The sequence below is a fragment of the Actinomycetospora sp. CA-101289 genome (genome assembly GCF_050955895.1).
In the GTDB taxonomy this organism is placed as follows: domain Bacteria; phylum Actinomycetota; class Actinomycetes; order Mycobacteriales; family Pseudonocardiaceae; genus Actinomycetospora.
Map to the genome: position 1 here is coordinate 4,765,736 of NZ_CP192093.1, position 19,920 is coordinate 4,785,655.

14 protein-coding genes are annotated in these 19,920 nt (G+C 77.6%); 3 read left to right on the top strand and 11 right to left on the bottom strand.

The genetic code is table 11. From position 1 onward, the window contains the following. Nucleotides 1-19 precede the first annotated feature (19 nt). From ACQPX6_RS23855 to ACQPX6_RS23875, 5 genes are all read right to left on the bottom strand, one after another. Nucleotides 20-1,399, bottom strand: a complete 1,380-nt coding sequence (locus ACQPX6_RS23855; protein ID WP_433782966.1) for a M16 family metallopeptidase — start codon at nucleotides 1,397-1,399, stop codon at nucleotides 20-22. Next, a complete protein-coding gene (locus ACQPX6_RS23860; protein WP_433782968.1) occupies nucleotides 1,396-2,685 on the bottom strand; it encodes a M16 family metallopeptidase in 1,290 nt (429 codons plus the stop codon). The genes ACQPX6_RS23855 and ACQPX6_RS23860 overlap by 4 nt, the downstream gene beginning before the upstream one ends. Before the next feature lie 23 nt (nucleotides 2,686-2,708). Further along, entirely contained in the window at nucleotides 2,709-3,530 is an 822-nt protein-coding gene (locus ACQPX6_RS23865; RefSeq protein WP_433782970.1) for a hypothetical protein, read from the bottom strand. A gap of 457 nt (nucleotides 3,531-3,987) precedes the next feature. Then, nucleotides 3,988-5,400 (bottom strand): M20/M25/M40 family metallo-hydrolase, encoded by a 1,413-nt coding sequence (locus ACQPX6_RS23870; protein ID WP_433782972.1) that lies wholly within the window; start codon nucleotides 5,398-5,400, stop codon nucleotides 3,988-3,990. Then, nucleotides 5,397-5,792 (bottom strand): DoxX family protein, encoded by a 396-nt coding sequence (locus tag ACQPX6_RS23875; protein WP_433782973.1) that lies wholly within the window; start codon nucleotides 5,790-5,792, stop codon nucleotides 5,397-5,399. Before ACQPX6_RS23875 ends, ACQPX6_RS23870 begins: the two co-directional genes overlap by 4 nt. A 196-nt stretch (nucleotides 5,793-5,988) precedes the next feature. Between ACQPX6_RS23875 and ACQPX6_RS23880 the strand changes: the two genes are divergently transcribed. Then, the gene (locus ACQPX6_RS23880) at nucleotides 5,989-7,728 is read left to right on the top strand and encodes a gamma-glutamyltransferase family protein (RefSeq protein WP_433788343.1); all 1,740 of its coding nucleotides are present in this window, start codon (nucleotides 5,989-5,991) and stop codon (nucleotides 7,726-7,728) included. A gap of 26 nt (nucleotides 7,729-7,754) precedes the next feature. After that, a complete protein-coding gene (locus ACQPX6_RS23885; protein WP_433782975.1) occupies nucleotides 7,755-8,141 on the top strand; it encodes a DoxX family protein in 387 nt (128 codons plus the stop codon). Between the two features lie 2 nt (nucleotides 8,142-8,143). On the opposite strand, the gene ACQPX6_RS23890 is transcribed toward ACQPX6_RS23885, so the two are convergent. From ACQPX6_RS23890 to ACQPX6_RS23905, 4 genes are all read right to left on the bottom strand, one after another. After that, complete coding sequence (locus tag ACQPX6_RS23890) at nucleotides 8,144-9,544, bottom strand: FAD-binding oxidoreductase (RefSeq protein WP_433782977.1); 1,401 nt, start codon at nucleotides 9,542-9,544, stop codon at nucleotides 8,144-8,146. A gap of 140 nt (nucleotides 9,545-9,684) precedes the next feature. Beyond that, entirely contained in the window at nucleotides 9,685-10,674 is a 990-nt protein-coding gene (locus ACQPX6_RS23895) for a pirin family protein (protein WP_433782978.1), read from the bottom strand. 29 nt (nucleotides 10,675-10,703) lie between these two features. Continuing rightward, entirely contained in the window at nucleotides 10,704-14,183 is a 3,480-nt protein-coding gene (locus ACQPX6_RS23900) for an ATP-dependent helicase (RefSeq protein ID WP_433782980.1), read from the bottom strand. Further along, nucleotides 14,180-17,434: an ATP-dependent helicase gene (locus ACQPX6_RS23905; protein ID WP_433782982.1), complete on the bottom strand. Its 3,255-nt coding sequence runs from the start codon at nucleotides 17,432-17,434 to the stop codon at nucleotides 14,180-14,182. The genes ACQPX6_RS23900 and ACQPX6_RS23905 overlap by 4 nt, the downstream gene beginning before the upstream one ends. Nucleotides 17,435-17,608: 174 nt before the next feature. On the opposite strand from ACQPX6_RS23905, the gene ACQPX6_RS23910 reads away from it, so the two are divergent. Next, on the top strand, nucleotides 17,609-17,908 hold the full coding sequence (locus ACQPX6_RS23910; RefSeq protein WP_433782983.1) for an MGMT family protein: 300 nt from the start codon (nucleotides 17,609-17,611) through the stop codon (nucleotides 17,906-17,908). Nucleotides 17,909-17,975: 67 nt separating this feature from the next. On the opposite strand, the gene ACQPX6_RS23915 is transcribed toward ACQPX6_RS23910, so the two are convergent. Beyond that, nucleotides 17,976-19,076, bottom strand: coding sequence for an MSMEG_0565 family glycosyltransferase (locus ACQPX6_RS23915; RefSeq protein WP_433782984.1), 1,101 nt, complete (start codon nucleotides 19,074-19,076; stop codon nucleotides 17,976-17,978). Further along, nucleotides 19,076-19,912 (bottom strand): carbon-nitrogen hydrolase family protein, encoded by an 837-nt coding sequence (locus tag ACQPX6_RS23920; RefSeq protein ID WP_433782985.1) that lies wholly within the window; start codon nucleotides 19,910-19,912, stop codon nucleotides 19,076-19,078. The genes ACQPX6_RS23915 and ACQPX6_RS23920 overlap by 1 nt, the downstream gene beginning before the upstream one ends. Nucleotides 19,913-19,920 lie beyond the last annotated feature (8 nt).

Consider the following 19,920-nt stretch of genomic DNA (forward strand, 5'->3'; position numbering starts at 1 on the left):
GGGCCGGAGGTCCCTGACGTCACGGGATCTCCACCCCGCCGAGGGCGCGCAGCCCGGGGCCGGCACGTCCGGCGTCCGCCACGACGACGCCGGTGAACCGGGTCGGCGCGAAGAACTCCGCTGCGGCCGCGGCCACCTCGTCCACACCGACGGCCTCGATCCGCGCCGGGTGCTCGCGCACCCACGACGACGACAGGCCCTGGGCGGCGAGCGCGGCCACGGTCGACGCGTAGCCGGCCTGCGTGGTCATCGAGATCAGCAACGACCCGACGAGGTAGCGCCGCGCCGACTCGACCTCGTCGGCGGTGGGCGGCACCACCGCGAGGCGGCCCAGCTCGTAGCGGGCCTCGAGCAGCGCCGGCGCGGTGACCTCGGAGGCGACGTCGGTCTCGACGCTCAGGACCGCGCCGTGCGGGTCGAGCTCCAGGCTCGACGACGCGTGGTAGGTGTAGCCCTTGTCCTCGCGCAGGTTCTCGACCAGCCGCGACGAGAAGTAGCCGCCGAGCGTCAGGTTTGCCAGCTGCAGCGCGGGATAGCGCGGGTCGGTCCGGCCCACGGCGGGCGCCGAGAGCCGCAGCTGCGACTGCACCGAGCCCGGCCGGTCGACCAGCAGCAGGTCGCGCGGCGTCAGCGGCGGCAGGGCGTCCAGGCCGACGGCCTGCCCCGTCGACCACCCGGACAGCGCGCGCTCGACGCGGCCGACGGCGTCGGTCGGGTCGAGGTCGCCGACCAGCACGAGCACCGAGCCGCCCGGGCGCAGCGCCGAGCCCTGCAGCGCGCGCACCGCGTCGGCGGTCACCGCGGTGACCTCCTCGGGCCGCGGCATCTCGCGCGTGACCGGGTGGTGGCCGTAGCGGCGCTCCTGCAGCGCGCGCCGGGCGATCACCGACGGCTGGGCGGACGCCAGCTCGATCCGCTCGACGAGCCGGTCCCGCTCGCGGGCGAGCTCGTCGTCGGGGTGGGCGGCCGCCACCAGCAGGTCGGCGAGCACCTCGAGCAGCGTGTCCGTGCCCTCGGCCAGCGCGTGCCCGGACACCGACAGGCGCTCGGGGTCGACCGAGAAGCCGATCTCGGCGCCGACGCCGGCGAGCTCGTCGTCGACCGCGACGCGGCTGCGGCTCGTGGTGCCCGAGAGGATCGTGGTGGCGAGGACCTCGGCGACCGCGGCGTGGTCGGAGTCCTCCTGCCCGCTGTGGTCGGCGAACGGCACCCGCAGGCGCAGCTCGACCATCGGCACCTCGGCGCGGCGCACGGCGATGACGCGCAGGCCCGAGGCGAGGACGGTGTCGACCTCCTCGGGCGCGGGCACCGTGCGCTGCGGGCCCAGCGCGGGCAGCGGGCGCGGGCCGGTGGGCGTGCTGCCGATCTCCTCGGCGTTCCGTCGCGTCGAGGTGGTCACGCGGCACCTCCCGGCGTCACGGTGAGGACGGCGCGGGCGTCGGGACGCAGCCGCGCGGCGGCGGCGGCGACCGCGGCCGGCTCGACGGCCGCGATCATGCCGGGCAGCTCGTCGGCGAGCTCCGCGCGGCCCTGGACCAGCTCCGCGGAGCCGAGGGCGAGCATGCGGCTCATCAGCCGGTCGTGCTCGCGGTGCAGCGAGGACGCCCAGCGCGCGGTGACGCGGCGCAGCTCCTCGGGCTCGGGGCCGTCGGCGGCGAGGGTCGCGAGCTCCTCGTCGACGGCGGCGGTGATCCGCTGCGGGTCGACGTCACCGGGGTGCACGGCGGTGATCGTGAACGTGTCGGGGTCGCGCGCGTCCAGCGGGGCCCCCATCAGCCCGCACGAGGCCGAGACGTCGGTGACCAGCTCGTCGCCGTAGACCAGGCGCTGGGTCAGCCGCGCGGCCTCGCCGTCGGTGAGCAGGCTCGCCAGCACGGCGTGGGCGAGGTAGCCGTGCCGGTCGGTGTCCGGGTCGGGCAGGCGGTGACCCAGGGCCAGCGCGGGCAGCGGGGCGTTGACGTCGACGACCTCGTCGCGGCGCTCGGCCGTCGGCTCGGGCTCCGCGAAGCTCGGGCGCTGCGGCACCGGGCGCGCGGGGATGTCGCCGAAGTGCCGCTCGACGAGCTCGGCGGCCTCGGCGGGGTCGAGGTCGCCGACGACGGTGAGCACGGCGTTGCCCGGCGCGTAGTAGGCGTCGAAGAACGCGGCGGCGTCGTCGAGGTCGGCCTGCTCGAGGTCGGTGAAGTCGCCGTAGCCGTTGTGGGCGTTCGGGTAGGTGTCGTAGAGCACCGGCGGCAGCAGGATCCAGGGGAAGCCGCCGTAGGGCCGGTTGAGCACGTTGAGGCGGATCTCCTCCTTGACCACGTCCACCTGGTTGCGCAGGTTCTCGGTGGTCAGCTTCGGCGCGCGCAGCCGGTCGGCCTCGAGGAACAGCGCGCGCTCGAGCGCCGCGGACGGCAGGACCTCGAAGTAGTTCGTGTAGTCCTGGTGCGTCGAGCCGTTGAACACCCCGCCCGAGGACTGCACGTGGCGGAAGTGCGCGAGCTTCTCCAGGCTCTCCGAGCCCTGGAACATCAGGTGCTCGAAGAGGTGCGCGAAGCCGGTGCGCCCCTCGGGCTCGGAGCGGAACCCGACGTCGACGTGGACGGCGACGCCGACCACCGGGGCGGCCGGGTCGGGCACCAGGAGCACGCGCAGCCCGTTGTCGAGCACGTGGCGGTAGAGCCCCTGGTGAGGGGCGGTCACGCTGGAGGTCACATGGAGAGACCCTATCCGCGGTGTGGTCCGGCGGCCGGGCGGCGCGTCCCGGTGCCGCTGCCGCGGGCGCTGCGCGACGTCCCGGCGCGCTGGGCGGGCAGGCGGCGCCCGGCGTCGAGGCCGGCGGGACGCCCCGCCCGCGGGGCGCGCGCGGGGCGCGACGCGGGCCGGTGGGTGCGCTCGGCCGCAGGAGCGGGCTCGGTGGTGCGCTCCGTCTCGCGGCGGCGGGCGGGGGCCGCGGGACGCGAGGCCGTCGTGGTGACGGGGCGGCGGCGGGCCGGCGGCGAGGTGCGCGGTGTCGCCGTCCGGCGGCGGCGGTCGTGCACCACGGCGACGAGCAGTCCCGCCATGCCGAGGGCGGCGACACCGGTGAGCAGGATCGCGAGGCGACCCGTCAGCGGGGAGGCGCCGGCGTCGTCCTCGTCGACGAGCGCGGCCGACGAGCCGGTGCCGAGCACCCGGGCCGGCGCGTCGGCGGGCTCGCCACCGACGAACGCGACGCGCACCGTCATGCGCGCGCCCATCGGGCTGCCGCACCCGTCGAGCGGGACGAGGCGGCGACCGGCCGGACCGTCGACCGCGACCGTGTCGCGGGGGTCCTCGCCGACGCACGAGCTCGACGCCACGACCGTCGCCGGGCCGACGACCTCGACGGGCCCCGGACCCGCGGGCGCGGGCCCGACGGCGTCCGCGCGGGCGCCGACCGGGAAGGCCGCGAGGATCAGCCACACCGCGACACCGGCGCCGACCGCCAGCGCGAGCAGGATGCCGAGCACGGGGCCGCCGCGTCGCGTGCGCGTCGGCCGCACCGGGGCGCGGCGGGCGCCGCGCACCAGGTGGGAACGATCCAGAGCCGACCCCGCCGCTGCCCTCGTGGATGACACGGACGGGATTCAAACACCCGCGACGCCCCCACGATCGAGGCATCTCCGCTGCTCACGATCCGGCGTCTGCTAGGCGATCCGGGGACGTCCGACCGCTCCGCGACCGGCCCGACACCCGCTCGCCGACCCCGCCGGGTGACACCGCGCCGGTTCCCTGGGACGGGTGGGTGACGGGCGGCCCGCGAGCCGACACGCCGCCGCGGCCGTCACACCTTTGGCTGACGCCTCGTGCGCGCTTGCCCGTGCCCAGGCACGGACAAGCGCGCACACGCCGTCAGGCAAACGCGTCCACGCCCGGCGCTCCGCGGAGACCGCCCACGGGCGGGCGGCGTCGGGGTCGAGCGCGTAGGCCCGCACACCCCGGCGGCGGGTCGAGGACTCGTCGGCGACGCTCGAACGCAAGCGACTAGAGCCCGCGCGACCCCAGCAGCCGCCACAGGTGCGCGGTGGCCTCCGCACCCGCGAGCAGCAGGGGCAGGACGGCGCGCTCGTCGGGGGCGTGGATGCGGTCCGAGGGCAGCATGACCCCGAGGAACGCCAGCGGGGCGGCGAGCTCGGTGGACAGCAGGGCCTCGGGACCGCTGCCGCCCTCGCGCGCGGGCAGCACCTCGGCGCCGAGCGCCGCGCCCATCGCCTCCCGGATCGTCGTGACCAGCGTGGAGTCGACGTCGCAGATCAGCGGCGGGACGCCGGGGCCGCCGGCGATCACCTCGGCCTCGACCCCGGGCGGGGTGTGCGCGGCGACGAACTCCCGCACGCCCGCCAGCACGCGCGCCGGGTCCTGGTCGGCGACGAGGCGGAACGTCAGCTTCGCGGTCGCCGCGTGCGGGACGATCGTCTTGTGCCCGGGGCCGCCGTAGCCGCCGTGCAGGCCGTTGACCTCGGCGGTCGGACGGGCCCACAGCCGCTCATAGGTGCTCCAGCCCTCCTCGCCCGCGGTGGCGCGGGCCCCGGCGGCGGAGCCCGCCAGCCACGCCGGCTCGTCGAACGGCAGCGCGGCCCAGGCAGCGCGCTCGCGGTCGGTGGGCGGGCGCACGTCGTCGTAGAAGCCGGGCACCTGCACGCGGCCGTGGTCGTCGTGCAGCGCGGCGACGAGGCGCGCGAGCTCGGTGACCGGGTTGGGCACCGCGCCGCCGAACTGCCCGGAGTGCAGGTCCACCGACGCGCCGCGGAACACGACCTCGGTGTCGACCATCCCGCGCATGCCCGTGCACACGGTGGGCGCGTCGCGGCTGACCATGCCGGTGTCGGTGACGACGATCGCGTCGCACGCCAGCGCCTCGCGGTGCGCGGCGAGCAGCGACGCGAGGTGCGCCGAGCCCGACTCCTCCTCCCCCTCGGCGAGCAGCTTGAGGTGCACCGCCGGGGCGTCCGCGCCGGTCGCGGCCAAGTGCGCGGCGATGCCGAGCCGCACCATCGCGAGGTGGCCCTTGTCGTCCGAGGCGCCGCGCCCGCGCAGCTCCTCCCCCACGACCTCGGGCTCGAACGGCGCGAACGACCAGCCGTCGGCGAGGTCCGCGGGCTGCACGTCGTGGTGCCCGTAGACGAGGACGGTCGGCGCGGCCGCGTCCTCCGAGGGCCACGACGCGTACACCGCGGGCAGGGCATCGGTGTCATCCCACACCTCGACGTGCGGCCACCCCTCGGCGCGCAGCCGGTCGGCGAGCCACGCCGCGGACCGGGCGACGTCGCCGTGGTGGGTCGGGTCCGCGGAGATGGACGGGATGCGCAGCCAGGTCTGCAGGTCCTCGACGAACCCCTCGGCGCGGACGGCCACCTCGCGCGCTTCGGCCGACGTCCCGGCCGCCGTACTGGTCATGCCCGCACGCTAGCGGGCCCCCGGGACCACGCGACGACGGCGAGCAGGACACCGAGGATCACCGGCGTGTACCAGAAGCCCTCGGACAGGAAGAACAGCTGCGCGACCGTTGCGCCGACCATGAGGGCGATCAGGCAGACCGCCGCGAGCCGCGTGAGCCGCGGGACCAGCAGGCCGATGCCCCCCGCGATCTCGAGGACCCCGACGACGTAGCGCAGCCACTGGCCGGCCCCCAGGTCGGTGAAGAGCTGCACCGCGTAGGCCTCGCCGAACAGCTTCGGCGCCCCGGACGCGACGACGAACATCAGGGCCAGCAGCACCTGCAGCGTCCAGAGCCCGATCTCGGCGCCGCGAGAACGTGCGGGGGCGTGCGGCGCGGCGGTCGCGGTCATCGGGGTCTCCTCGGAGAGCAGGGGCGTCTGGTGGGGAGCCTGGCGGAGTTCGAGTAGCTCGTCAATACTCTTCGATATGAAAAGAGGACTCTTCCGTCCGCCCCGCCGCGTCGGCTCTCCTGGTCCCGTGACGCCTACGGGATGGACCCCGCCCCCGGACTTCACCACGCGCCCCGTGCTCGAGGGCACGGTGGGGATGGCCGCGTCGACGCACTGGGCCGCGTCGGCCACCGCGATGGGCGTCCTCGAGCGCGGCGGCACGGCGTTCGACGCCGCGGTCGCCGCCGCCTTCGTCCTGCACGTCGTCGAGCCGCACCTCAACGGGCCCGGCGGCGACATGACGGCGGTGTTCGCCACCGCGGACGACCGGACGCCGCGGGTGCTCGACGGCCAGGGCCCGGCGCCCGCCGGGGCCTCCGCCGCGCACTACCGCGCCGAGGGACTCGATCGCGTGCCCGGTGCGGGGGCGCTCGCCGCGGCGATCCCCGGCGCGGTCGACGCCTGGTGGCTGCTGCTGCGCGACCACGGGAGCTGGGAGATCGGCGACGTCCTCGCGCCCGCGATCGGCTACGCCCGCGACGGCGTGCCCGCGGTGCCGCGGGTCGCGAGCACCATCGGCGCCGTCGCCGACCTCTTCCGCCAGCACTGGCCCACCTCGGCCGCGCTGTGGCTGCCCGGGAACCGGCCGCCGCGCCGCGGCGAGGTCCTGCGCAACCCCGCCTGGGCGGACACCCTCACCCGCCTCGTCGCCGCGGCGCAGGGCCCCGACCGGGCGGCGCGCATCGACGCCGTGCGCACCGTGTGGGCCGAGGGGTTCGTCGCCGAGGCGGTGGCCGCGTCGGTCCGCGCCCCGCACCGCCACTCCTCGGGCACCGACCACGCCGGCGTGCTGACCGTCGCCGACACCGCGGGCTACCGGGCGCGGGTCACCGACGCCGCGGTCGGCGAGTTCCGCGGCCGGCGCGTCGCCAAGACGCCCGCCTGGGGCCAGGGGCCGGCGCTGCTCGCGGCGCTGGCGGTGCTCGAGGGCTTCGACGACGCCGACCTCGACCCGTCCTCCGAGACCGGCGCGCACCTCGTGCTCGAGGCGACCAAGCTCGCGCAGGCCGACCGGGACGCGTGGTTCGGGGAGTCCGGGGACCCGGTCGACGTCGGCGCGCTGCTGGCCCCCGACTATGTCGCGGAACGCGGGGCGCTGATCGGGGAGACCGCCTCGCCCGACCTGCGCCCGGGACGCCTCGACGGGCGCGACCCGGTGCTCGCCGACCTCGCCGTCGCCGACTCCGCGCCCGCGCTGACGGGCGGCGCGGCGGTCGGCGAGCCCACCGTCACCCTCGCCGGCGAGACGCGCGGGGACACGTGTCACCTCGACGTCGTCGACCGCGCGGGCAACATCGTCTCGGCGACCCCGTCGGGCGGGTGGCTGCAGTCGTCGCCGACGATCCCGGAGCTGGGCTTCGCGCTCGGGACGCGCCTGCAGATGACGTGGCTGCAGGAGGGCCTGCCCGCGACACTGACCCCGGGCCGGCGGCCCCGCACCACGCTGACCCCGACGCTGGTGCTCGACGACGGCGGCCCGGTCACCGCCGTCGGCTCGCCCGGCGGCGACCAGCAGGACCAGTGGCAGCTGCTGTACCTGCTGCGCACCCTCGTCGGCGGCTACGACCCGCAGCAGGCCATCGACGCGCCGGCGCTGCACTCGACGTCGGCGCCCAGCTCGTTCTGGCCGCGCCAGCGGGAGCCCGGGGGCGCGGTGGTCGAGGACCGCCTCGGCGCCGCGGTGATCGCGGGCCTCGAGCGCCGCGGGCACCGCGTCACCCGCAGCGGGCCGTGGACGCTGGGCCGGCTCTCGGCGGTCGGCATCGACCGCGCCCGCGGCGTGCTGTGGGGCGCGGCGAACCCGCGCGGGATGCAGGGCTACGCGGTCGGCCGCTGACGCGCGCGTCTGCCAGGGTGCTGCGCATGATCCGCCGCGCGCGCCGCCCGTCCTCCCCGCCGCCCACCGTGATGGGCGGGACGCTGATGACGATGGGCGTGCTGCACGGCGTCGTCCCGCAGCCGTTCGACACGATCGTCCCGCCGTGGCTGCCGGGGTCGGCCCGATTCTGGACCTACGCCAGCGGGGTCGCCGAGCTCGCGGTCGGCGCCGCCGTCGCCGCACCGCGCACCCGGCGGCTCGGCGCGCTGGCCGCCGCGGCGCTCTTCGTCGCCGTGTTCCCGGCCAACGTGCAGATGGCGTGGGACTGGCGCCGCCGCCCGTGGCCGTACCGGGCGGTGGCGTACGCGCGGCTGCCGCTGCAGGTGCCGATGGTCGCCCACGCGCTGCGGGTGCACCGCGAGGCCGCTTAGCCCTAGGCGAGGCCCATCCGCGCCGCGCCGAGCACGCCCGCGGGGTCGACGCGGCGGCGCACGGCGTCGATGCGCTCGATCTCCCGCGGCCCCCAGGCCAGCGCGGGGCGCTCGGCGGCGCGGTACGGGTTGACCCAGTTCAGGCCCGTGCGCGACGCCGCCCAGGGCGCCAGCGCGTCGAGCGTGCCGCGCCCGACGGCCGGCACCACGTCGCGCAGCTCGGGCACGAGCGGCCCGACGACACCGACCATGAAGCGGGCGTCGCGCGGCGCGAGGCCCTGCGTGCCGTGCTCGGCGGCGCCCGCGAGGTGGCGCAGCTCGACGAGCAGGAGCGGGAGCTCGCGCTCCGGGCCGGCCACGCCGAGCACGGTGTCGATCGTGGCGTCGTCGACGTCGGCGAGGAAGCACCCGTCGGCCCAGAACGGCATGGGGTCGGTCGGGTCCAGGTGGACGGTGTCGATCGCGGCGTAGGACATCGCGTCGATCATGTCGATCATCGGCGGCGCGACCGCGCGCATCGGGGCGAGCAGCGCGCGGCCCTCGTCCGCCCCGCCGAGGAACGCGACGCGCAGGTGCGCGAGCGTGCGCCCGCGCAGGGGCGGCGGGACGGCCTCGATGTCGGGCGCGCGCAGGATCGCCACCGACGTCGTCATCTCCTCGGGCAGGGTCGGTGCCCACGCCCGCCACGCGCGCAGCACGGCGGGGATGTCGTCGGCGACCCAGAACGCGCTGCCGCCGTAGATCTCCGGCGCCTCGATCAGCTCGAACTCGAGCTCCGTGACCAGCGCGACCGCGTCCTTGCTGCCGAGGACGACGTCGAAGAGCTCCGGGTCGGAGTCGGCGGTGACGTCCCGGATCTCCCCGTCGCCGGTGACGACCTGCAGGCGCCGGACCCGGTCGCTCGCGAAGCCGTACTTCCGCACGAACGGGCCGACGCCGCCGCCGGTGGTGTAGCCGGCGATCCCGACGTCCGACGACGAGCCGTTGAGCCCGGCGAGGCCGTGGGGCGCGGCCGCCTCGACCAGGCGCGCCCACTTCACGCCGGCGCCGACGACGGCGCGGCGGGTCACGGGGTCGACGTCGACGCGGTCCATGCGCCGCGTGGTGATCGCGAGCGTGCCCCGCTGCTCGAGGTCGCCGTGGCCGGTGGCCAGCACCCCGACCGCGATCCCCCGCGCCGCGGCCCACCGCACGGCCGCGGCCACGTCCTGCGCGCTGGTGGCGCCGACGACCGCGAGCGGCGCGTGCTCCGGCGCGAGGTTGAAGCCGGCCAGCTCGGTGACCGCCTCGACGTCCCCGGGCGCGAGCACGGGGCCGGCCACGGCGGAGCGGAGCTCCGCGAGGTCCAGGGCCTCCGAGCGCGACGGGGCCGTCGTCGCCGTGGTCTCACCCAGCTCGGTCATGACACGCTCCGTGATCGTCCTTGCCGTCTGTCTCGGTGAACGGCGGTGGCGACCCAGGGTAGGGAGTCACCCTGCGTGCAACAAGACTGACTTCGGTAGGCCGATCGACACGCTGCGCGACATCGCGGTGCGTCGAACGATCACCGACGGTTGCCGCGCGGGCGGATCGTCGCGTGGGGCAGGACGGGCGCGGGCAGGCGCGCGGCCGCGCCCCGGCGCCCGTCACGACCGACGTAGCCCTCGACCTCGCCGAAGCGCTCGCTCCCGGCCTCCCACGCCGCGCGGAACTCGACGATCTCGTCGTGGCTGCGGCCGACGAAGTTCCACCACATGACGATCTCCTCGCCGAAGGGCGGGCCGCCGAGCAGGACGAGGCGGGCGGGCTCGTCGCCGGTGTCGGTGATCTCCAGCGTGCGTGGCCCGGGGTCGACGACCCCGAGCTCGGCCGGCGCGAGGGGCCGACCCTGCAGCGCGACGCGACCCCGGTCGACGAGCAGGGCGTGCTCGAAGGTGGGGTCGACCGGGAGCGCGAGGCGGGCGCCGCGCTCGAGGAGTAGCTCGGCGCCGAGCAGCGGGGTCGCGGTGGGGACCGGCGACGCGGTGCCGCCGAGCTCGCCGAGGAACACCCGGGCAGTGGCGCCGCCGAGATCCGCCGGCGTGGGCACGTGGTGGGCGAAGGCGCGCGGGGCGTCGCGGGCGTCGTCGGGCAGCGCGACCCAGAGCTGCACGCCGTGCAGCACGGTGGTGTCCGGCGTGCTGACCTCGGAGTGGGCGACGCCGTGCCCGCCGGTCATGAGGTTCAGCTCGCCGGGCCGCACGACCGCGTGGGTGCCGAGGCTGTCGCGGTGCGCGACCTCGCCGGTGAACAGCCAGCTCACGGTCGCGAGCCCCGTGTGCGGGTGCGGCGGGACGTCCATGCCGCCCGTGCCCGCGGTGTCGTCGGGGCCGTAGTGGTCGACGAAGCACCACGCGCCCACCAGCGAGCGCTGCCGCTGGGGCAGGGTGCGGCGCACCGTCATCGCCCGCGGCCCGCCGAGCGGCACCGCCCGCGGCGTCAGGACCTCGACCTCCGGCGCGGCGCCGCCCGGGGCGCTGTGGACCTCGGCGGGCGCGATCTCGGTGTTGCTCACCCCTCGATGATGCGCCAGTCCGTCCGGCGTCAGCGGGGATCGGGGTCGACGTCCTCGTCCGGGCCGTCGTCGGCGTCCGGGTCGCGCTCCGGGCCCGCGGCCGGCGGGGCCTCCGGGTCGCCCTCGGGCACCCGCAGCTCCTCGGGCACCGCGGCCACGAGCGCGCGCAGGCCGGCGGCGTCGAGGAGGTCGGCGGGGGCGACGGTGCGGTCGTGGCGCACGTAGTGCAGCGCCGCCCGCACGCGCTCCACCGGCAGGCCCGAGAGCGACGCCCACGCCAGCCGATACGCCGCGAGCTGCACGGCGAGGGCCGGGAGGGCGTCGTCGCGCGGGAGCCCGCCGGTCTTCCAGTCGACGACGGTCGCGCCGCCGTCGGGGTCGGCGAACACCGCGTCGATCCGCCCGCGCACCAGCGTGCCCGCGACCTCGGTCTCGAACGGCACCTCCACCGCCACCGGCGTGCGCGTGGCCCAGCGGCTGGCGGTGAAGCGGTCGCGCAGCGCGGTGGCGTCGGCGGCGCCCGCCGGGTCGGCGGCGTCCGCGGCCTCCTCGTCGGCGGCACCGGGCAGCTCGTCGAACTCGAGCAGCTCGGTGGCCGAGAACCAGCGCTCGAGCCACGCGTGGAACTCGGTGCCGCGCCGCGCCCGCGGGTCGGGCGCCCGGGGCACGGGGCGTCGAAGGCGCCGGGCCAGCGCGTCGGGGTCGGCAGCGAGGTCGACGAGCTGGCTGACCGAGAGCTGCGGCGGCAGCAGCACCCGCGCGTGCCGGTCGCGCGCCGCCGCCCGCTCGGCCAGCAGCACCTCGATGTCGGCGGCCCAGCCGTCGGGGTCGGGGGCCTGTTCCGGCGCCGTCGTCTCCTCGGCGTGCTCCGGCGGGTCCGGCTGCTCTGGCTGTTCCGCCCGGCGCCGGCGGGCGGCCCGGACGAGGGCCGCGCCCTCGTCCACGGCCGCGCGGCGGGAGCCGAGCGGGTCGAGCGGCCACGGCGCCTCGTGCACCGCAGCGGCGAGGGGGTTGGCGTCGTCCTCGGCCGGGGGCTCCGCCCAGGTGTCGACGACCCCGCACCGCCCGTCGCCCCGGGCCGCGAGCTCCCCGACCTCGGCGAGCAGGTCCGACGGCCCACGTGCGGAGTCACCGGTCTCGCCCCACCAGTGCCCGGAGACGAGCAGCGCGTGCTCGGCGCGGGTGAGCGCGACGTAGAACAGGCGCCGCTCCTCGACGAGGCGACGCTCGTCGAACGCCCGCTCGTGGGCGTCGAGCCGCTCCGCGACCTCCTTGCGGTCGGCGGCGCCGTCGAGCTCGAGCTCGGGCAGGTCGGGGCGGTCTCCCCGCAGGTGCACCGGCAGCGACGCGATCGACGTGAGCCAGGACCCGGAGCGCTTGGTGCCCGGGAAGATCTTGTCGCAGACGTGGGGCAGGGCGACGAGCTCCCACTCGAGACCCTTGGCGGCGTGGACCGTGAGCACCTGGACCCGCGTGCCGCCCGTCGCGGGGTCGGCCACGTCGACCTCGCCGGGCGTCAGGCCGTCCTCGGCCTCCTCGGCGGCGTCGAGGTAGGCGAGCAGCGCGCTGACCGTCGCCGTGCCGCCCGAGGACGCGGCGCCGGCGGAGAAGTCGGCGACGACCTCGGCGAACGCGTCGAGGTGCGCGCGCCCGACGGGTCCGGGGCGCGCCGCGGTCTCGACGTCGAGCAGCAGCACCCGCTCGACGTCGGCGACGAGGTCGACCAGCGGCGCGGTGACGCGACGGCGCAGCATCGCCAGCTCGTGGGCGAGGTGGCGCAGGCGTTCGAAGCCCGCCGCCGAGTAGCGCGCCGCCGGCCCCGGGTCGTCGAGGGCGTCGACCAGCCCGGCGCGCTCGGCGTGCTCGCCGGGCAGCGCCGCGGCGACCGGGTCGGGGACGGCGTCGCTCACGGTGTGGTGGCCGGCGCCCGTGGCGGGCGCCGCCAGCTCGCGGGCGCGGCGCCACAGGGCGGCGAGGTCGGCGCCGCCGATGCGCCAGCGGGCCCCGGTGAGCAGGCGGATCGCGGCCCCGCCGGCCAGCGGGTCGACCACCAGGCGCAGCGCGGAGACGACGTCGCGCACCTCGGGCTCGTCGAGCAGCCCGCCGAGGCCGACGACCTCGACGGGCAGGTCGCGGGCGCGCAGGGCGGCGGCGAGCGCGCTCATGTCGGCGCGGCGGCGCACGAGCACCGCGGTGGTCGGCGGCTCGCGCCCCGCGTCGGCGGCGGCCCGCCAGCGGTCGGCGATGGCGTCGGCGGCCCAGGCCCGCTCGGCCTCGACGTCGCCGTGCAGCGCGACCCGCACGTCGCCGGCCGGCGCGCCGGGCCGCGGGCGCAGCTCGTCGACCAGGACACCGCTGGCCCGCAGGGGCTCGGCGATGCCGTTGGCCAGGGCGAGCACCTCGGGCGGGTTGCGGAAGCTCGTGAGCAGGCCGTGCCGGGCGGCGGCCACGAACTCGCCCTCGGCGTCGAGGCGCGGGAAGTCGGTGACGAAGCGGGGCAGGTTGGCCGCGCTCGCCCCGCGCCACCCGTAGATCGACTGGAAGGGGTCGCCGACGGCGGTGACCGACGTGCCCTCGTCGGCCGCGAACAGCGAGCGCAGCATGATCCGCTGCGCATGCCCGGTGTCCTGGTACTCGTCGAGCAGCACCGCGCGGAACGTGTCGCGCTCGGCCGCCCCGACCTCCTCGTGCTGCTCGGCGAGGCGGGCGGCGGCGGCCATCTGGTCCGCGAAGTCGAGGCAGCGCTCGGAGCGCTTGCGCTCGGCCAGCTCGTCCACCAGCGGCAGCAGCGCCGCCCGGAAACGCTGGGCGGCGACCTGGTTGGCCAGCGCCTGCGGCAGCGCCGCGCGCTGACCCTTGGCGCGCGGCGCGTCCTCGACGGCGCGGGCGAAGCGCTCGGCGTGGGTGCGCAGCGCCCTGGCGTCGGCGAGGTGCTCGCCCAGCTCGCCGGCCAGCGCCTGCACGAGCGCGGTGACGGTGGCGGGCACGCGGTCGGTGTCGAGGTCGGCGGCCCAGGTGGACACGATGCGGTGCGCGAGCTGCCACGACGCGGTGGGCGAGAGCAGCCGGGCGCCCGGGTCGACGGGCAGGCGCAGGCCGTGCTCGGCGAGCAGGCGGCCCGCGTAGGCGTGGTAGGTCGAGATGGTCGGCTCGCCGGCGCGGGCGGCGACGCGGCGGTCGCCGGTGGGGTCGAGCTCGTCGAGCAGCGGGGACGCCGCGAGCACCCGCAGCCGGCGGCGCACGCGGTCGGCGAGCTGGCCGGCGGCCTTGCGCGTGAACGTCAGGCCGAGTACCTGCTCGGGGCGCACGAGGCCGTTGGCGACGAGCCACACCACGCGCGCGGCCATCGTCTCGGTCTTGCCCGACCCCGCGCCAGCGGTGACCAGCGCGGGCTCCTGGGGTGCGCCGATCACCGCGGCCTGCTCGTCGGTGGGGCGCCGCAGCCCGAGGCGCTCGGCGAGCTCGACGGGGTCGACCAGCTCGACGCCGGTGCGGGCGATCGTGGTCACGGGACCTGCCTCCCCGACACGTGGACGGGGCAGGCGGTGCGCACCGGGCACCGCAGGCACGAGTCGTTCTCGCGCCCGACGAACCCGGGCCCCTCGGTGGCGCGGGCGGCCGAGGCGACGGCGTCGCGCCACTGCGCCAGCCCCTCGTCGTCGAGCGGGGCCTGCGCGCGCTCCTTGGCCACCCCGCCCGCCCGCGAGAGGTAGACCAGCCGCGCGCCGCCGGGCGTGCTGCGGGCGGCCGTGGCGTCGGGGCCGGCGAGGGTCTCGGCGAACGCGCCGAGCGCGGTGGCGAGCTGGTAGACCGCGAGCTGCGGGTGCTCCTGGGCGTCGGCCTTCGAGATCGGCGTCTTGCCCGTCTTCACGTCGATGATCACCGGCCGTCCGTGCGGGTCGATCTCGAGGCGGTCGACCCGCCCGCGCACCCGCACGCCCTCCGTGACCGCCACCTCCAGCTCGCGCTCGACCGCGGCCTCGGTGAGGTGCGCGCGGGTCTGCTCGCGCCAGCCGAGGAACGACCCCAGCATCCGCCGGGTGTTGGCCAGCTCGCGGCGCGAGAACCATGGCGCGCCCGCGTCCACCGAGGCCCAGGCGACGTCGAGGGCGTCGGTGAGCTCACGCTCGTCGGCGCCCTCCGCGGCGCGCTGCACCAGGGCGTGCACGAGCGAGCCGGTGACCGAGGCCAGCGAGTCGCCGTCGTCGCCGCCGTGGGTCTGCAGCGCCCAGCGCAGCGGGCAGGTCAGGATCGTCTCGACCGCGCTGGGGCTGACCGAGACCGGCGTGCCGGGCGGGCGCAGCGGCACCGTGGTGGACGGCGCGAGCAGGCCGTACCAGGCGTCGGGGTCGGCGCCGGGCACGCCGGCGTCGGCGAGCCGGGCCAGGCCGTCGGCGGCCCGCTCGCGGCGTTCCGGGCCGGCGTCGGGGTCGGTGACGACGCGGCGCAGCTCGCCGACGAGCTCGGCCATGACCAGTGCGCGGCCGGGGCGGCTGCGGGGGCGCTGGGCGTCGGCGGGGTCGCCCGCACCCAGGTAGGCGCCGCCGTCGACGTCGTCGAGGAAGCGCGAGGGCGTGACGTCCTCGGCCTCGACGGCGCTGACGTGCACCGCGCGCCGCGCCCGCGAGAGCGCGACCGCGAACAGGCGCCGCTCCTCGGCGAGCAGGGGCGCCTGGCCCGCGACCGCGGGGTCGTCGGGGAGGCCGGCGAGGACGTCGACGAGGCGCTCGACGCCGAGCAGGGTGCCGCGGCGACGCAGGTCGGGCCAGACGCCCTCCTGCACGTCGGGGACCACGACGACGTCCCACTCGCGGCCGCGGGAGGCGTGCGCGGTGAGCACGGCGACGGCCTCGCCGTCGGGGGCGCGCGGGGCGAGGGTGTCGGCGCGGATGCGCTGGTCGTCGGCCTGGGCGACGAAGCCCGCGACGGTGCCGCCGGGCAGGTCCTCGACGTAGCGGGCGGCGCGCTCGACCAGCGCGACGACGGCGTCGAGGTCGCGGTCGGCCTGCGCGCCGGTGACCCCGCCGCGCTCGCTGGCCGCGACCCAGCGCCGCTGCAGCCCGCTGCGCTCCCACACCGCCCACAGGACGTCGGGCACCGACGATCCAGCGCGGATCGCGTGCGCGGCCGCGGCGAGGAGCTCGCCGACCCGGCCCAGCGGCGCGCCCTCCGACGGCGTGAGGTGGGCCAGGGGGTTCGGCTCCTCGCGGACGTGGTCGAGCAGCGCGTCGACGATGAGCGCGTCGCTGGGCGTCTCCGCCGCGCCGCCCCCGAGCTCGTGGCGGCGGAGCAGCCCGCGGCGCAGCCGGCGCACGGCCAGCGGGTCGGCCCCGCCGAGCGGCGAGGCGAGCAGGCCGAGCGCGGTGTCGGCGTCGAGGCGCGTCGTGTCCGCGGCGCACCGCAGCACGGTGAGCAGCGGGGCGACGGCGGGCAGCGCGGCCAGCGGGGTGTCGTCGGCCGGGACCGCGAGCGGCACCCCGGCGGCGAGCAGGGCCCGGCGCAGCGGCGGCAGCGAGCCCGACACCGACCGCACGAGCACCGCCATCCGCGACCACGGCACCCCGTCCTGCAGGTGCGCGCGGCGCAGCCGGTCGGCGACGGCGGCGGCCTGGCGGCCCGCGGTGGCGAAGACGTCGACGGTGGCGGCGCCGTCGGGACCGTCGTCGCCGGCTGGTGCCGAGCGCGTGCGCCCGGGGCCGGCGCCGGGCAGGGCGGCGACCACGCGGGCGACGGCGTCGCGCACGGCCGGGCGGCTGCGGTGGTCGGCGCGCAGCACGACCGTGGCGAGGCCACCGGGGTCGGCGTCGCGCAGCAGGGCCGGGTCGGCGCCGCGGAAGCCGAGCACCGAGGAGTCCGGGTCGCCGGCGAGCACCCAGTCGTCGGCGGCGGCGCCCAGCGCGCGGGCGAGCTCGACCTGCTGGGGGTCCATGTCGTGGGCGTCGTCGACGACGAGGTGGCGCACGGCGGCGCGCTCGGCCTCGAGCAGCTCGGGGTCGGTGACGAAGGCGTCGAGGACGGCGGCGACCAGCTCGGCCGCGTCGAGCGGTGGGGCCGACGCCAGCGGGTTGGCCGAGCCGGCCGCGGCGCGCAGGAGCGTGACCTCCTCGTACGTGCGGTAGAACCGGCCCGCCGCGAGCCACGCGGGGACGCCGTGGCGCTTGCCGAGGTCGGTGAGCTCGCGCGGCCCGAGACCGCGCTCGGCGGCGCGGAGCAGGAGATCGCGCACCTCGCCGGCGAAGGCGGGCGCCTCGAGCGCCGGACGCATGCGCAGCGGCCAGCCCGACGGCGCGCCGACGCCCGCGACCTCGCCGGCGAGCAGCTCGCGCACCATGGCGTCCTGCTGGGCGCCGGGCAGCAGGCGCGGCGGGGCCTCGCCCCGGCGGTCGGCGTGGCGGCGCAGGACGGCGAAGGCGTAGGAGTGCACGCTGCGCACGAAGGGCTCGCCGACCGCGCTGGCGCCCGGGTCCTGGCCCGCGAGCGCCCGGCGGCGCGCGGCGATGCGCTCGCGCAGGGCGGCGGCGGCGCGGCGGTCGCCGACGAGGACCAGGGGGCGGGCGCCCGGCTGCTCGTGGAGCAGGCGCGCCACCCGCTCGGCGAGCAGCGTCGTCTTGCCCGTGCCCGGCCCGCCGAGCACGCGCAGGAACCCGGCGTCGTGCTCGACGACCCGGCGCGCGGCGTCGTCGAGCACCAGCGCGCCCGGCACCCACGCGGCGGCACGGCGCAGCTCGGGAGCGCGGTCGGCGCTCGGCGGGTGGCTCACGGGCACCACTCCACCACGACCCCCCGACAACCCCTCGCCCGGTGGCGGGCGTGTCGGAACGGCACACGGGGTGTGCCAGCCTGGCGGCCACGCTGGCGTTCAACGTCAGGAAATCCACCACGATCACCGAGGCCGTCGCCGCCCGATCCAGGCCACCGTGCTGGACTGGGCGCCGTGGACGAGGCACGTCACGACCGCATCCGCACCGCGGTGGCGGCGATCCCCGAGGGCCGGGTGGCGACGTACGGCGACGTCGCCGCGGCCGCCGGTGAGCGCTCGGCGCGCGTCGTGGGCTGGGTGATGCGCGACGACGGCGCCGACCTGCCCTGGCACCGCGTCCTGCGCGCCGACGGGTCGAGCGCGCCGCACATCCTCGACGAGCAGCACGCGCGCCTGCGGGCCGAGGGCGTCGAGATCCGCGACGGACGCGTGGTGCTCGCGAACCACCGCGTGGCGAGCGGGTGGATTTCCTGACGTTGAACGCCAGCGTGGCCCCCACGCTGGCACGAGCCGTGCCAGGACCGCGCCAGCCACGAGGGCCTCAGTCGCTGCCCGTGAACCCGCGGCGGTAGAGGGCCAGGTGGGCCGCGGCCGCGGCGTCCCAGGTGTGCGCGGCGGCCAGGGCCCGGCCGACCGTGGCGTGGGCCGGGTCGAGCTCGGGGTCCGAGCCGTCCAGCACGCCCCGGATCTCGCGCGCGAACCCCTCCGGCCCGTCGGCGAAGCGGGCCGCGCCCGCGAACACCTCGCGCAGCACCGGCAGGTCCCGGGCCACGAGCGGCACGCCCGCGGCGAGCGCCTCCATCGCCGCGAGCCCGAAGCCCTCCTTCGTCGACGGGAACGCGAACACCGCCGCGCCCGCCACGAGTCCGGGCAGCCCGGCGTCGTCGACCGACCCGAGCACCACCGGCTCGACGCCCAGCGCCGCCGCGCGCGCGAACACCTCGTCGCGGTAGCCCCGGTAGTCGAACAGGGTGTCCCCGCCCGCGATCAGCAAGGGCGCATCCACGGAAGCCATCGCCTCCACCAGCTCGAGCGTCCCTTTGCGCGGCTCGATCCCGCCGACCGCCAGCACGTAGCGCCCGTACCGCGCCCGCCACGGCTCCCCCGCGCCCGCCTCCGCCGCCGCCGCGAACCGCGCCGCGTCCACCCCATTGCCGATCACCGCCGGCGCCCGGCCCCAGCCGGCCCGGACCTCGCCCGCCACCGCCTCGGACACGCACACCAGCCCCGCCGGCTCCACCAGCGCCCGCTCGTGGCACGCCGCGAGCTCGGGCGTCGTGAAGACGTCGAGGTGGTGCACGGTCCGCCACAGCGCGCCGTACCCGCGGACCCGGCCGACCGCGTTCGCCGTCAGGCAGTCCTGCGCGTGCACGACATCGAAGGACCCGGAGAAACCGCGGGCCAGGAGAGCGATCGACCGCAGGATCCGCTCCCCCACGCCCTCGCCCTCGACGTCGGGCACCGGCACCAGCCGCACGTCCACATCGGCGGACACGGCGCGGAAGAACCCCGTGTCCCCGCCGCGCGCCAGCGCCCACACCGTGACGTCGTGACCGGCCCGCGCGAGCGCCTCGCCCAGCGCCAGGGTGTGCACGACCCCACCCCGCGGCTTGGTGGAGTAGGTCAGCAGGGCGATGCGCATCAGGAGCCGTACGCCTCGGGCCGGCGCTCGGCCAGGTGGTGCAGCACGGCCCGGGCCGCGCCGAGCATGCCGGGCAGGTCGACCTCCGCGACGGCCAGCCCGCCCTTCGACCACGTCCGCGCGAGGATCTCCCCGCCCGGCCCGACCACCTTCGCCCGCCCCAGGAAGTGCAGCGCCCCGTACCGCCCGCTCTGGTTCGCCGAGAGCCAGACGACCTGGTTCTCCGCGGCGCGCGCCTGGTCGTAGAGGTCGAACAGCCGCGCCTGGCGGTCCTGCGCCATCCGCGGCGCGCGGTGGGTCAGCGACGCCGGCCACGCCGACAGGCAGCCGATCACCGACGCCCCGTCCATCGCGAGCGCGCGGGCCGCCTCCGGGAACGTCTTGTCGTGGTCGATGAGCAGGCCCATCCGCCCCACCGGCGTGTCGAACGCGCGGAACCCCTCGCCGGCCTCGAACAGCGGCGCGATCCCCGCGGGCAGGTGGACCTTGCGGTGCCGGCCGAGGATCCCGTCGCCCGACAGGCACACCGCCGCGTCGTAGCGCACCGGCCCGCTCCCCCGGTCCGGCCCGCGCTCGCTGTACCCGAGGCACACCACCATGTCCCCGGCGATGTCGATCACCGAGCGGACCTCGTCGCCGTTGGGCTCGAGCAGCGGCGGCAGGCACGTCTCGTCGGGGTGGCGCAGGTCGGTGAGGTAGCCCCCGAGCGCTCCGTCGGGCAGCGCGAGCAGCGAGACCCCGGCCTCCCGCGCGTGCGAGACGATCATCTTGATGCGGTCGAGGTCGAACCCGACGTCACGGGTGAAGTGGGCCGCGGCGGCGGCGAGACGGACCACCCGCCGGT

Bases quoted from the DNA above. Each gene is read 5' to 3' on its own strand.
- ACQPX6_RS23915 (WP_433782984.1), bottom strand. From the start codon at position 19,076: ATGCGCATCGCCCTGCTGACCTACTCCACCAAGCCGCGGGGTGGGGTC.
- ACQPX6_RS23880 (WP_433788343.1), top strand. From the start codon at position 5,989: ATGGCCGCGTCGACGCACTGGGCCGCGTCGGCCACCGCGATGGGCGTC.
- ACQPX6_RS23885 (WP_433782975.1), top strand. From the start codon at position 7,755: ATGATCCGCCGCGCGCGCCGCCCGTCCTCCCCGCCGCCCACCGTGATG.
- ACQPX6_RS23870 (WP_433782972.1), bottom strand. From the start codon at position 5,400: ATGACCAGTACGGCGGCCGGGACGTCGGCCGAAGCGCGCGAGGTGGCC.
- ACQPX6_RS23890 (WP_433782977.1), bottom strand. From the start codon at position 9,544: ATGACCGAGCTGGGTGAGACCACGGCGACGACGGCCCCGTCGCGCTCG.
- ACQPX6_RS23875 (WP_433782973.1), bottom strand. From the start codon at position 5,792: ATGACCGCGACCGCCGCGCCGCACGCCCCCGCACGTTCTCGCGGCGCC.